10 protein-coding genes and 2 tRNA genes are annotated in these 12961 nt (G+C 71.3%); 9 read left to right on the top strand and 3 right to left on the bottom strand.

The annotated features are described in order from the left end of the window. The first annotated feature begins 30 nt into the window (after positions 1-30). From ADX84_RS10360 to ADX84_RS10340, 5 genes are all read left to right on the top strand, one after another. Complete coding sequence (locus ADX84_RS10360) at positions 31-1056, top strand: LacI family DNA-binding transcriptional regulator (RefSeq protein WP_234003910.1); 1026 nt, start codon at positions 31-33, stop codon at positions 1054-1056. A 130-nt stretch (positions 1057-1186) separates the two neighbouring features. Then, the gene (gene dnaG, locus ADX84_RS10355; RefSeq protein WP_049571258.1) at positions 1187-3082 is read left to right on the top strand and encodes a DNA primase; all 1896 of its coding nucleotides are present in this window, start codon (positions 1187-1189) and stop codon (positions 3080-3082) included. 104 nt (positions 3083-3186) lie between these two features. Further along, positions 3187-4272, top strand: a complete 1086-nt coding sequence (gene rpoD / locus ADX84_RS10350; RefSeq protein WP_049571255.1) for an RNA polymerase sigma factor RpoD — start codon at positions 3187-3189, stop codon at positions 4270-4272. A 117-nt stretch (positions 4273-4389) separates the two neighbouring features. Then, positions 4390-5715, top strand: coding sequence for a glycoside hydrolase family 18 protein (locus ADX84_RS10345; protein WP_049571375.1), 1326 nt, complete (start codon positions 4390-4392; stop codon positions 5713-5715). Between the two features lie 65 nt (positions 5716-5780). Next, positions 5781-8711 (top strand): FAD-binding and (Fe-S)-binding domain-containing protein, encoded by a 2931-nt coding sequence (locus ADX84_RS10340; RefSeq protein ID WP_049571372.1) that lies wholly within the window; start codon positions 5781-5783, stop codon positions 8709-8711. Between the two features lie 22 nt (positions 8712-8733). Here the strand turns inward: ADX84_RS10340 and ADX84_RS10335 are convergent, their stop codons facing one another. After that, the gene (locus tag ADX84_RS10335) at positions 8734-9288 is read right to left on the bottom strand and encodes a hypothetical protein (protein WP_049571252.1); all 555 of its coding nucleotides are present in this window, start codon (positions 9286-9288) and stop codon (positions 8734-8736) included. A 2-nt stretch (positions 9289-9290) separates the two neighbouring features. After that, the gene (locus tag ADX84_RS10330) at positions 9291-9635 is read right to left on the bottom strand and encodes a hypothetical protein (protein ID WP_049571251.1); all 345 of its coding nucleotides are present in this window, start codon (positions 9633-9635) and stop codon (positions 9291-9293) included. Positions 9636-9794: 159 nt separating this feature from the next. Between ADX84_RS10330 and ADX84_RS10325 the strand changes: the two genes are divergently transcribed. Together ADX84_RS10325 and ADX84_RS10320 are read left to right on the top strand one after the other, a co-directional pair. After that, positions 9795-9867, top strand: a tRNA-Asn gene (locus tag ADX84_RS10325). A gap of 223 nt (positions 9868-10090) precedes the next feature. Then, positions 10091-10163 (top strand) — tRNA-Asn (locus ADX84_RS10320). A gap of 114 nt (positions 10164-10277) precedes the next feature. Here ADX84_RS10320 and ADX84_RS10315 read toward each other — a convergent pair. Further along, positions 10278-11162 (bottom strand): SAM-dependent methyltransferase, encoded by an 885-nt coding sequence (locus tag ADX84_RS10315; protein WP_049571248.1) that lies wholly within the window; start codon positions 11160-11162, stop codon positions 10278-10280. 610 nt (positions 11163-11772) lie between these two features. Here ADX84_RS10315 and ADX84_RS10310 point away from each other — a divergent pair. Both ADX84_RS10310 and ADX84_RS10305 read left to right on the top strand, forming a co-directional pair. Continuing rightward, positions 11773-12474, top strand: a complete 702-nt coding sequence (locus ADX84_RS10310; protein ID WP_049571246.1) for a dihydrofolate reductase family protein — start codon at positions 11773-11775, stop codon at positions 12472-12474. Continuing rightward, complete coding sequence (locus tag ADX84_RS10305; protein ID WP_049571243.1) at positions 12474-12959, top strand: dCMP deaminase; 486 nt, start codon at positions 12474-12476, stop codon at positions 12957-12959. Before ADX84_RS10310 ends, ADX84_RS10305 begins: the two co-directional genes overlap by 1 nt. Positions 12960-12961: the final 2 nt, after the last annotated feature.

Here is a 12961-nt window from a genome sequence, read left to right as displayed (position 1 = left end):
AGCGCACCGGTACGAGCGAGGGACCAGGGCATGCCCCCACCGCGTGGCCCCGTCATGAACGACGTCGCCAGGCTGGCCGGAGTGTCCCACCAGACCGTCTCCCGTGTCCTCAACGCCCATCCCGGGGTGCTCCCCGAGACCGAGGCCCGCGTACGCGCGGCCATCACGGAACTCGGCTACCGCCGCAACTCCTCCGCCCGCGCCCTGGTCACCCGCAGATCAGGGCTGGTCGGCGTGCTCACCACCGTTCCCGACCACCCGGACACCCTCCGCGCGCTGGTCGGGATGGAACGCGCACTGGCCGCCTCAGGCCGCACCCTGCTGTACGCCGGAGCCGCTCCCGAGGGCCTGCCCGCCGCCGCCGAACGCCTGCTGGAACACGCCCCCGAGGGCTGCGTGGCCCTCGTCCCCGGCCAGGAGGGGCAGCTCGCCGACCTCCACCACCCTCCGCCGATCGTCGTCGTCGACGCGGACCCCGGCACCGCACGCCACCCCCTGGCGACAGTGGGGACCGACCACCTCGGCGGCGCCCGGGCCCTCACCCGCCATCTGCTCGAGCTCGGGCACGGCACGGTGCACCACGTCGCCGACGGCTCCCCGGGACACACGGCCCGAACCCGGGGCTGGCGCGCGGCCCTGGAGGAGGCCGGGGCGCGCGTCCCCGTCCCTGAGATCCCCGCCGCGACCGGAGCGGACGCCGGTCACGCCGCCGGACTGGCGCTGGCGGCCCGACGCGCGGCGGGCGAGGAGGTCACCGCCGTCCTGGCCACCGACGACCTCCTCGCCCTCGGCCTGCTGCGTGCCTTCGACGAGTCCGGCCTGGGCGTCCCCGGGCAGGTCAGCGTCGCCGGGTTCGGCGACCGCCCGGAGGCGGCCCACCTGCTCCCCGCGCTCACCACCGCCGCCGAAGACCCAGCCGAGGTCGGCGAGGCCGCCGTGGGCCTGCTCCTGAACCTGCTCGCCGCACCCGGAAGGGACCCGGTCGCGCCCCTGCTCCTCCCGGCCCGCCTGCGTGTACGCGGGAGCACCGGGCCGCCACCCGTGCGCCGCCGCTGAACCCCGGCGCCGGGCCCCGCGATGATCACCGTCACTCCGAGCGGCCGGACCGCCCGCGAACGGGTGTCCTGGGAGACCCTCTCTGTGGACGGTGGTCGGAACGTCCCGGGGGAGAACTACCCTGAAAACCGTGGCAGGCCGGATCAAAGACGAAGACATCGCTCTCGTACGCGAGCGCACACCCATCGCTGACGTGATCGGTGAGTACCTCCAGCTGCGCAACGCCGGAGGTGGCTCGCTCAAGGGGCTCTGCCCCTTCCACGACGAGAAGTCCCCCTCCTTCAACGTCACCCCCGCCAAAAACCTGTTCTACTGCTTCGGTTGCGGAGAGGGCGGGGACGTCATCTCCTTCGTGCAGAAGATCGACAGCCTCAGCTTCGCGGACGCGGTCGAGTCCCTGGCACGGCAGACCGGTATCGTCCTGCGGTACGAGGAGGGCGGGCGCAGCAGCCCCCGCAGGGACGAGGGCAAACGGCAGCGCCTGCTGGACGCGCACAGGGCGGCGGCCCAGTTCTACTCCGAGCAGCTCCTGTCACCCGGGGCGGTCGCCGGGCGGCGGTTCCTGGGCGAGCGCGGCTTCAACCGGGTGCACGCCGAGCAGTTCGGGCTGGGGTTCGCCCCCGCGGGCTGGCAGAACCTCACCGACCACCTGCGTCAGAAGGGCTTCACCGACAACGAGATCATCGAGGGCGGTCTGGCCAGTCAGGGGCGGCGCGGAGCCTACGACCGGTTCCGCAACCGTCTGCTCTGGCCGGTAAGGGAGGTCACCGGAGAGGTCGTCGGGTTCGGGGCGCGCAAGCTCGACCCCGAGGAGGACGGACCCAAGTACCTCAACTCCCCGGAGAGCCCCATCTTCCACAAGGGCCGCCTCCTCTACGGCCTGGACCTGGCCAAACGGGAGATCTCCAAGCAGGGCAAGGCGGTCATCGTCGAGGGCTACACCGACGTCATGGCCTGCCACGAGGCCGGTGTGACCACGGCGGTCGCCACCTGCGGCACCTCGTTCGGCGAGGACCACCTCAAGATCCTGCGCCGCATGCTGCACGGGCGGCCCAACCACGAGACCCGGGTGGTCTTCACCTTCGACGGCGACAAGGCCGGGCAGAAGGCGGCCGTGCGGGCCTTCGCGGAGGAGCACGGGTTCTCCTCGGAGACCTTCGTGGCCGTCCAGCCCGACGGCCTCGACCCCTGCGACCTGCGCCTCCAGAACGGGCCCCAGGCGGTGGCCGACCTCGTGGAGGACGCCACCCCCCTGTACGAGTTCATGGTCCGCAAGACCTTCGAGAACTACGACCTGTCCACGGTGGAGGGCCGGATCGCCGCCCTCGACGCGGCCGCGCCGGTGGTGGCCAGTATCCGCAACGCGGGCACCCGGGAGGCCTACGCCAAGAACCTGGACCGCTGGCTCGGGTTCCTGGACGAGGCCTTCGTGGTGCGCCGCGTCCGCCAGCACATGCGCCAGGGCGGATCGCAGAGTGCCTCCAGGGCTGGAGCTCAGGGCTCGGCCAGGCCAGTGCCCACGCCGGATGCCCAGGCCGCACCCTACGATCTGAACGACTTTTCATTGCAGAGGGAGCGACAGGCGCTCAAGCTCGCCGTCCAACACCCCAACCTGGCACGCGGTTTCGACAATCTTGCCGAGGGTGACTTCACCGTCTCGCAACATCGCGCGATGTTCCAGCTCATCCGGGAACAGGGCGGTGTCACAGCCGCCGTGGCTGACATGGAGAAATGGGCCCTCACTCTGCGTGACGCGGCGCCGAACGACTTCCAACGCGATTTTGTCACGCGTCTGGGTGTGGAGGAGATCGAGTTCTATGGAGAACTCGACGTTCATTTTGCCCGAGAATTGTTGGGCACAATCAAGACTCATTCCATCAACCGCAGCGAGTCAAACCTAAAATCCGAGCTGCACCGGATCGACCAGGCTTCTCAGCCAGAGGAGCACAATCGGATCTTCGTCGAGCTCATGCAGCTTGGCCAGCAGAAACGTGCACTGCTGGAGTCTGGCATCGACCGTATGTAGCACCGGGGTGACAATAGTAGTTCTCCCTATTGCGGTGAGTGTGCGGGCACAATGGAGTAGTGCCTCCCACAGTTGTGTCCAACGAAATACCACACGTCCGCCAAGTGGTTCCGCTCCTTCCTGACTCCGGCCGGGGAACGGTGAGTCGTGGGGAGGTCGCGTCCGCGTTGGAAAGCCTCGACGCGCCACCCGGCTCCCTGGACCAGACCATCACGGACCTCGCCGGGGCCGGGGTCGACGTGGTCGAACCGGAGGATTCGGTGCCGGTCACCGACCCGGGCCGCCGCTCCGGTTCGGACCTGGTCCGCATGTACCTGCGTGAGATCGGCCGGGTGCCGCTCCTGACCGCGCGGGAGGAGGTGGACCTGGCCAAGGCCGTCGAAGCGGGCCTGTACGCCCAGCGCCGGGAACCCGCGTCGGGGCACTGCGCGACGGACGAGCTCGTCGCCCTCGTGGAGGAGGGGCGGCGGGCCAAGCGGCGGCTGATCGAGTCGAACCTGCGCCTGGTCGTGTCCATCGCCAAGCGCTACATGGGGCGGGGTCTGCTGTTCTTGGACCTGATCCAGGAGGGCAACCTCGGCCTCATCCGGGCAGTGGAGAAGTTCGACTACACCAAGGGTTTCAAGTTCTCCACGTACGCCACCTGGTGGATCCGCCAGGCCATCACCCGGGCCATCGCCGACCAGGCCCGCACCATCCGCATCCCGGTGCACATGGTCGAGACCATCAACAAGATCGTCCGTGTCCAGCAGCAGCTGCACCAGCAACTGGGCCGCGAGCCCAGCGTCGCCGAGATCTCCGCCGCCGCCGGGTTCGTCGGGGAACGGGTCCTGGAGATCCAGCGCATCGCCCGCGAACCCGTCTCCCTCCAGGCACCCATCGGTGAGGAGGAGTCCGACTTCGGTGACTTCATCGAGGACTCCGACGCGGTCGTGCCGGTGGAGGCGGCCGCGTTCACCCTGCTCCAGGAACAGCTGCGGGTGCTGCTGGGCGACCTCTCCGAGCGGGAACGACGGATCATCCGGCTCCGCTTCGGTCTGGCGGACGGGCATCCGCGCACTCTGGAGGAGGTGGGCCGCGAGTTCGGAGTCACCCGCGAACGGATACGCCAGATCGAGGCCAAGACCCTCGCCAAGCTCCGCCACCCCTCGCGCGCGGGCACCCTGAAGGACTTCCTGCACAGCGGCTGAGGCACAGGACAACGTCCGGCACCCACCGTGGGTTCCCTCGAACACGGGAACGGCCTCATCTGGCCGACATGGGACGAACCCCCCGTCCGCGTCCGCCCGTGCCCCTACGGTCGAGGTGTGAACGCCTCGCCGACCCCACCCGAGCCCAGGACGCCCTCCGGGCGGCGTCCACTGCTGGTACTGGGCGCGGCCGCCACCGCCGTCGTGCTGCTCGTGGGGGCACTCGTGCTCAAGAACCAACGCGAACCCGAGCGGATCGGTTACTTCGCCGACTGGAACGTGGCCAACCGCGGCTACACCGTCAACGAACTGCTCGACAGCGGGGCGCCAGCGGACCTCACCCGGATCATGTGGGCCTTCGGCGGTATCGACCGCGACGGCCTGTGCCACATCCCCGAGGACCGCCACGACCAGCCCTGGGAGCTCTACCAGCGGCGCTACGCGGCGGACGAGAGCGTCAGCGGGCAGGCGGACGAGTACGAGCAGGAGCTCGCGGGCGGCCTCAACCAGCTGCGCCAGCTCCGCGGGCAGTACCCGGACCTGGGGGCCAGCCTCTCACTGGGCGGCTGGAACTGGTCGGTGAACTTCTCCACCGCCGCGCGCACCGAGGAGTCCCGGGAGGCCTTCGTCGCCTCCTGCCTGGACCTGTGGCTGCGCGGGAACCTGCCGGTGCGCGGTGACGAGCCCCAGGGCGGGGACGGCTCGGGCGCGGGCGTCTTCGACGGAGTCGACCTGGACTGGGAGTGGCCAGGGGGACAGGGCAACCCCGACAACGTGGAGCACCCCGACGACCCCGCCAACTTCACCCTCCTGGTCGCCGAGTTCCGCCGCCAGATGAACGCCCTCTCCCGGGAGACCGGGCAGGACTACGTGCTGTCCGCGTCACTCCCTGGCGGCCGCGATCACGCCGGGGCCTTCGAGCCCGAGGTGTTCGACCACGTCGACTTCGCCACGGTCCAGGGGTACGACTTCTCCGGCCCCTGGAGCGAACGCACCGCGCACCACTCCAACCTGTACGCCCCCGACCACGACCAGGACGCCAACAGCGTCGACCAGGCGGTCCAGCGCTACCTGGACCTGGGCGCCGACCCCGGCCAGATCGTCATGGGCGTCCCGGCCTTCGGGCGCGGCTGGCAGGGGGTGCCCGCCCAGTACGAGGGCCGCGACCAGGTCGCCGGTGGCGCGGCCGACGACGACTACGACGGACCCACCCGCCCCTTCGACCAACTGGAGGAGATGGGAGGCCGCCGCTTCCTGGACGAGGAGGCGGGCGCCTACTGGGTCTACGACGGCGACGAGTGGTGGACCTACGACAACGCCGAGGTGATCTCGCTCAAGGGCGCCTACGTCCGCGAGCACGGCCTAGCCGGGATGATGGTGTGGAACCTCGACATGGACCCCGACGGCGCACTGGTCCGCGCCATGCGCGAGTCCATGGACTGATCGGCCCGACAGCCACGCCGCGCGCCGAGGTTGCCACCCCACACCGCCCGCGCCACGCTGTGGGCATGGCCGATCCGCACAGCACCACCCCACGCCCGGACCTTCCCGCACTCCGCCGCGACCTGGAGGAGGGCGTCCGGGGAACCGTCGCCCTGGACGCGGGCACGCTCGCCCTCTACACCTCAGACGCCTCGAACTACCGGCGCGTACCACTCGCCGTGGTCATCCCCGAGACCGTCGACGACTGCGTGGCCGCCGTCCGCGCGTGCGCCGCGCACGGGGTGCCGATCATCCCGCGCGGCGGGGGCACCTCCATCGCCGGGAACGCCATCGGTACCGGCGTGGTCATCGACACCTCACGCCATCTGCGCGCCATCCTCGACATCGACCCCGAGGCCCGCACCGCCACGGTCCAACCCGGGGTGATCCTCGACGACCTGCGCGCCGCCACCGCCGAACACGGGCTCACCTTCGCCCCGGACCCCTCCACCCACAGCCGCTGCACCATCGGCGGCATGATCGGCAACAACGCCTGCGGCTCCCACTCGGTGGCCTGGGGCACCACCGCCGACAACGTGGTCTCCCTCGACCTGCTCCTGTCCGACGGCACCCGGATCACCGTCGGCTCCGAGCACACCGAGAAGGAGTTCGAGGAACTGGCCGCACGCCCCGGACGGGAGGGGGAGATCCACGCGGCACTGGCGCGCCTCGTGGAGACCCACCGTGCCGAGATGCGCACAGCCATGCCCGAGTTCCGGCGCCGTGTCTCCGGCTACGGCATCGACCGCCTGCTCCCGGAGAAGGGGCGCGACGTCGCCGCCTCCCTGGTGGGCACCGAGGGCACCTGCGCCATGGTGGTGGGCGCCACCGTGCGCCTGGTTGAGTCGCCGCCCGCCCGCGCCCTGGCGGTGCTGGGATACGACGACGCCCCCTCGGCCGCCGACGCCGTGCCCGGGCTGCTCGAACACTCCCCTCTCACGGTCGAGGGCATCAACGACCGCATCGTGGCGGCCCTGGACCGCCACGGGTCGAAGTCACGGGTGCCGCTGCCGCTCGGCCACGCCTGGCTGCTGGTGGAGATCGCGGGCGCGACCCCGGACGAGGCGGCCGACTCCGCGCGGAGGATGATCGACTCCCTGGACGAGGCCAGCGGCCCGCGCGACTCCGCGGTGGTCACCGACACCGGCCACCAGAAGGCACTGTGGCGCATCCGGGAGGAGGGCGCCGGCCTCACCTCGCGCACCCCCACCGGGGCCGAGGCGTGGTCGGGCTGGGAGGACGCCGCCGTCCCGCCGGAGAACCTCGGCGACTACCTGCGCGACTTCGAGGACCTGATGGCCCGCCACGACCGCTACGGGGTCGTCTACGGCCACTTCGGTGACGGCTGCCTGCACGTGCGCATCGACTTCGAGCTCACCCACGAGGAAGGGCGCCGCGAGTACCGGGCCTTCATGGAGGAGGCCGCCGGGATCGTGGTGCGGCACGGGGGATCGCTCTCCGGCGAGCACGGTGACGGCCAGGCCCGTTCCGAGCTCCTCTCCCGCATGTACCCGGAGGGCCTCGTGCGGGCCTTCGGCGAGTTCAAGCGCGTCTGGGACCCCGACAACCTCATGAACCCGGGCATCATCGTCGACCCGCTTCCTCTGGACGCCGACATCCGGGTGGCCACCGACATACGCCCGCGACTCCCGCTGCTCTCCCAGACCTCCCTGGCCTACGGCGAGGACGACGGTGACTTCGCCAAGGCGTTGCGCCGCTGCTCGGGCGTGGGCAAGTGCCGCCGCCAAAGCGGACCCGGCGTGATGTGCCCCAGCTACCAGGTGACCCAGGAGGAGAAGCACTCCACGCGCGGCCGCGCCCACCTGCTGTTCGAGATGGCCAACGGCGAGGTGATCACCGACGGGTGGCGCTCGGAGGAGGTCCGGGAGTCGCTGGACCTGTGCCTGTCCTGCAAGGGGTGCCTGAGCGACTGCCCGGTCAACGTGGACATGGCCTCCTACAAGGCCGAGTTCCTGCACCAGCACTACAAGGGGAGGGTGCGCCCGGCCGCGCACTACTCGATGGGCTGGCTGCCGGTGCTGGCCCGCCTGGCCTCCCTGGCCCCGGTGGAGGCCAACCGGGCGGTCCGCCTGCCCGGGGTGTCCTCGCTGGCCAAACGGATGGCGGGGGTGGCGGCCGAACGCGACCTCCCGGCCTTCGCCCGCACCACGTTCACCCGTGCCCACCGACGCCGCCTCAATCGGGGCGAGGGGCGTGCGGGCGGGCCCAAGGTGGTCCTGTGGCCCGACACCTTCGGCAACCTGTTCAACCCGAACGTGCTGGTCTCGGCCGTGCGTGTGCTGGAGGACGCCGGGTTCTCCGTGGTGCTGCCCAGGGGACAGGTCTGCTGCGGGCTCACGTGGGTCTCCACCGGCCAGCTGGACGTGGCCCGAGCGGTCATGCGGCGGGCGGTGGCGGCCCTGGCTCCGCTGGTGTCCCAGGGGCTGCCGGTGGTGGGCCTCGAACCGAGCTGCACGGCCGCCCTCAAGCACGACCTCGTGGAGCTGCTTCCGGGGGAGGAGAGCACGCGGGTCGCGGCCGCCGTGCACACCTTCGCCGGGTTCCTCAACGAGTACGCCCCGGAGTGGACGCCGCCGCGCGTGGACGCCTCCGCGCTGGCGCAGGTGCACTGCCACCAGCACGCCGTGTCCGGCTTCGACGCCGACCGGGAGCTGATCGCCCGTGCCGGGATCGACGGCGAGGTGCTGGACTCGGGTTGCTGCGGGCTGGCGGGCGACTTCGGTTTCACCGAGGGGCACTACGAGGTGTCCTCGGCCATCGGTGAGCGCGAACTCCTGCCCCGGGTGCGCGCCGCCGGGCCCGACACCCTGGTGCTGGCGGACGGCTACAGCTGCCGCACCCAGATCGAACAGGGGACGGGCCGCCGGGCCCTGCACCTGGCCGAGGCGCTCGCTCTCGGGCTGGACCGCGGGGCCCGGGCCCGGAGCGAGGCCTGACGCGTTCGGGTGCGGGGTGGGCTCACACGCCCATCTGTTCGTGGAGGAGGGCCAGGGCCCGGGAGACGGCGTCGGACAGGCGCTGGTCCCCGGGGTCCAGGCCCTCGCCCAGGTGCACCCGCCAGTCGATCTCACTGCCCAGGGGCGCACGCCGGGCCACGAGCCGGAAACCGGTCGCGGACTCGGCGTCGGGGAAGGGCACGAACCGGTTCACCAGGATGGTGGAGGTGACCCGTTCGGCGACGGTCTCGGCGATGCGCCGGTAGTCCACCGGGTCGCCGGTGAGTTCGGTGCGCAGCCGCACGGTGTGCTCGCCCGCGCCCTCCTCGACGAACGTGAGGGTGTCGGGACTCCACCGGGCCTGGTCGATGTCCTGCCAGGGCACGCTGTGCCCGTCGGGCAGGTGGAGGGCGCGGGTGGTGGCCACCAGCACCGCGTCGTCCACGGATCCCTCGGTGGAGTCCGAGGCGGGGGCGCCCCCGGCCGGCGCGGCGACGCGTGCCTGTGACAGCACCCGCTCGCCGCGCTCCAACCGGGAACGCAGCCGCTCGGGGATGTTCTGGCCGAACAGTGGCATCGTCAGACGTCCCGGTCCTCGGACCCGCCTCCGTTGGCGCCCGTCCCCGGGCGGGTCCCGTTGGACGGGCCGGTCTCCCACTCGACGAGCTCGATCTCCTCCTCGGTGGGGCGCGCCAGGAAGTCGCGCACGGAGGTGATGGGCATCCTCTCGACGGCCTTGTCGTAGGCGGCGCGGCCCGCTCTGCTGGTCTGCGCGCCGACGACCCCGGCCACCTCCTGGACCAGGGGGCTGTCGGCCACCTTGCGGGCGGTGCGGGCGAGCTGCTCGTAGCGGGCCCGGCCCGCCTTGGCGCCCAGCACGTATCCGATGGCGAGTCCGGCGACGAACGTGATCCGGTAGCGCATGGCTTCCTCTTTACGGCCTTGGTGACGGTCGGCGTGGTCCGTGCCCCGACGTTACCCGGTCGTGCCGCGGGCCACACGGGCCGACACCGGTCACGAGCACTCCCGAAGCGCGCTAGTCTGTTCATGTCGCCGAGGCCGCAGTGCCTTGGGCAGGCGCGATCCCGCGTAGCTCAATCGGCAGAGCAGCCGGCTGTTAACCGGCAGGTTACTGGTTCGAGTCCAGTCGCGGGAGCGTGAGAGGAAGGCCCATCGGAGAGATCCGGTGGGCCTTTTTCGTGTGTGCCCTGGGCCGTCCGCCGTCCGGGCTTCTGCCGGGGCTTCGGCCCGCTTCCGCGACGTGCTCGACGCGCGTTGCGAGAGTGCGCCCCCAGCCTGAGAAAACGTCACGAGCACCCTTGCGGACGCGCTAGGATTAGTGCTGTCGCCGAGGCCGCAGGGCCCCGGAAGAGGCGCGATCCCGCGTAGCTCAATCGGCAGAGCAGCCGGCTGTTAACCGGCAGGTTACTGGTTCGAGTCCAGTCGCGGGAGCGTGAGAGGAAGGCCCATCGGAGAGATCCGGTGGGCCTTTTTCGTGTGTGCGGGGGCGACCCCCGCCCGCTGCCGGGCCCGTGGGCTCCAACGCGGGGACGAGGGTGGACGTGCTCAGACGCGTCCCATGCCGCCGATGATCAGTTGTCGGTTGCGGTGCGGCATCTGGTAGCTCCCGGGGATGGGGGGAGCGACCGGAAGGGTACGCCACTTCTGGGCCTGGAGCAGGCCCGGGGGCACGGACTCCCAACCGTCGAAGAGCGCGGCGATGTCGCGTTCCGCGCGCCAGTACCCGTGCCCCAGCTGGTCGGTGAACAGCTGCTGGAGCTGCTCGGCCCGGAACGCGTCCTTGGGGTGGCGGACGGGGTCCGGGCGACAGTAGTGGCTGAGGACCATGTGGCTTCCGGGCGCCAGGGCCCCACGCAGCTCCGCGATGCCGCGTGCGGCGGTGTCGAGGTCGCCCAGGTGTGAGACGACCCCGGTGAGCAGGAGCCCGACCGGCTGGTCGAGGTCGAGCAGGCTCGTCTCCGGGTCGCGCAGGAGGCCCGGGACGTCCTCCAACCCGCCGCGCACGGCGGTGGTGGTGCGGCCGTCACGGATCAGCGCGAGGTGGTGGGCGAGCACCACGGGGTCGTGGCTGGCGTAGACGACCCGGGTGTCGGGGAAGCTCTCGTGGGCGATCTCGTGCGGGTCCCCCGAGGTGGGCATGCCCGCGCCCACCTGGAGGAACTGTCGGATGCCCAGTTCGGCGGAGAGGTGCCGCACCGCCCGCTGGAGGAAGGCGCGTTCCCCCAGGACGAGGTCGACGAACCCGGCCGCGGTGTTCTCGGCCCTGGCCGCCAGGTCCCGGTCCACCTGGAAGTGGTCCTTGCCCTTGAGGTGGAAGGAATGGAGCCGGTTGATGTTGGCCCTGGCCAGGTTGACGGGCGGCGGGGGTTTGGCACGGACGTGATTGTCCCCCGCCTGCCTCAGGAAGTCGGGGGAGGTGAAACGAGACATCGCCGTCCTCTTGCTCTGAGGTGGGGAAGTGCGGTCGACTCCCATGAATCTGGGATGACCCCTCGCGGGGTCGCGTCAAAGGATTGTATTCCGCGTTGGCGCGGTTGTTAACAGAGTCCAGGATACAGGTGGTAAAAATCGTCGCCCGGGCTCTCCCTTGGAGGTGCGGACGCCATGCGTTAAGGCGGGCTTGGGTGGACTTGTGTTTATACACCTAATGTCCATTTTGCGAGGAACGGGGTCCGGGGTGTGCCCGTCGGGGCACGTCTGCCACGCGGTGAGGGGCGCTCCGACCCCCTCCCTTCGGGCTTCACGGGGACCCGCGCCGTCCCTGGGGCGGCTCCGCGGCCCACCGGTCGGCCTCGAGGCCCTCCCTTCGAAGGACCCGGGTCCTCGGTCCCGAACGGTTCGGCCCCGAAATCGGACGGGTCCACTATTGGAAAGGCGGTGGGCAATTTCCCAAACGCACCCACTGCCTGCGGAAATCCACCGAAGCACCGTTAAACCATTCGCCGCCCCACCGGAGGAGAGCGTCGGAAATGGCGGGCTCGGCGCGAGGCGGGCGCGCTCCCTCGGATCCCGGGTCCGCGGCCGCCGTTAACCTGGTGGGATGGACCGTCCCCACACCATCCTGAGCTGCGCGATGTCGCTCGACGGACGCATCGACGACACCAGCCCCGAACGCCTCCGGCTGTCCAACGAGGCCGACTTCGCCGAGATCGACGAACTGCGCGCCGGGTGCGACGCCATCCTGGTCGGCGCGGGTACCCTCCGGGCCGACGACCCCCGGCTCCTCGTGCGCTCACCGGCCCTGAGGGAGCGCCGTCGCGAGCAGGGGCGGACCGAGAACCTGATCAAGGCCGTGGTCACCCGAAGCGGTGAGGTGGACCCCGGGGCGCGCCTGTTCTCCACCGGGGACGCCGGGGCGGTCGTCTACACCGGCGGTACCGGGGTGGCCACCGCCACCCGGCTCCTGGCCGGGCGCCCCGACACCGACCCTCCCGCCGAGGTCGTGGACGCGGGTGACCCGCCCACCGCCGAGGCGATCCTGGACGACCTCGCCGCACGGGGCGTCTCCCGCCTGCTGGTCGAGGGCGGCGGCCACATCCACACCCTGTTCCTCACCTCGGGCCTGGCCGACGAACTCCGGCTCGCGGTCGCCCCGTTCCTGGTGGGGGAGGAGGGCGCCCCGCGCTTCGTCATGCCGGGCGCCTACCCCTACACCCCCGAGGCGCCCATGCGCCTGGTGGAGGCTCGCGCCCTCGGGGGCATCGCGGTGCTGCGGTACGTCCTCGACCCCGGGGAGCGGTGATGGAGCCGACCGCTACCACCAGCGGACCCGCGCCGGAGGAGGGGGCGGCCGACGCGTTCTGGCTGGCGGAGGCGGTGCGGCTGTCGCGCTCCTGTCCGCCCTCCACCACCGCCTACTCGGTGGGGGCCGTCGTGGTGGCCGAGGACGGCCGGGTACTGGGCGCCGGGTACTCCCGGCGCGACGACCCGCACGACCACGCCGAGGAGGTGGCGCTGCGGGGAATCGATCCCGAGGACCCGCGCCTGGCAGGGGCGACCGTCTACTCGTCCCTGGAACCGTGCAGCTCCCGAGCCTCGCGGCCGCGCTCCTGCACCGCGCTGATCCTGGCCACACCCGTGCGCCGGGTCGTCCTGGCCTGGCGTGAACCGGCGCTGTTCGTGGACTGCGACGGTGCCGAGCGCCTGACGGCCGCGGGGGTCACCGTGGTCGAGCGCCCCGACCTCGCCCAGGGCGTCCGCGAGGTCAACGCCCACCTGCTCGGCTGAGG

The organism is Nocardiopsis sp. SBT366 (assembly GCF_001083815.1).
GTDB classification, from domain to species: domain Bacteria; phylum Actinomycetota; class Actinomycetes; order Streptosporangiales; family Streptosporangiaceae; genus Nocardiopsis; species Nocardiopsis prasina.
Note: the sequence above shows the minus strand (reverse complement) of the source record. Positions and strands in the feature narration are given on the sequence as shown.

What these genes read in the sequence shown, in the direction of transcription:
- ADX84_RS10310 (WP_049571246.1), top strand. Translation starts at nt 11,773, where the DNA reads ATGGACCGTCCCCACACCATCCTGAGCTGCGCGATGTCGCTCGACGGA.
- ADX84_RS10330 (WP_049571251.1), bottom strand. Translation starts at nt 9,635, where the DNA reads ATGCGCTACCGGATCACGTTCGTCGCCGGACTCGCCATCGGATACGTG.
- ADX84_RS10315 (WP_049571248.1), bottom strand. Translation starts at nt 11,162, where the DNA reads ATGTCTCGTTTCACCTCCCCCGACTTCCTGAGGCAGGCGGGGGACAAT.
- ADX84_RS10335 (WP_049571252.1), bottom strand. Translation starts at nt 9,288, where the DNA reads ATGCCACTGTTCGGCCAGAACATCCCCGAGCGGCTGCGTTCCCGGTTG.
- ADX84_RS10305 (WP_049571243.1), top strand. Translation starts at nt 12,474, where the DNA reads ATGGAGCCGACCGCTACCACCAGCGGACCCGCGCCGGAGGAGGGGGCG.
- ADX84_RS10340 (WP_049571372.1), top strand. Translation starts at nt 5,781, where the DNA reads ATGGCCGATCCGCACAGCACCACCCCACGCCCGGACCTTCCCGCACTC.
- ADX84_RS10360 (WP_234003910.1), top strand. Translation starts at nt 31, where the DNA reads ATGCCCCCACCGCGTGGCCCCGTCATGAACGACGTCGCCAGGCTGGCC.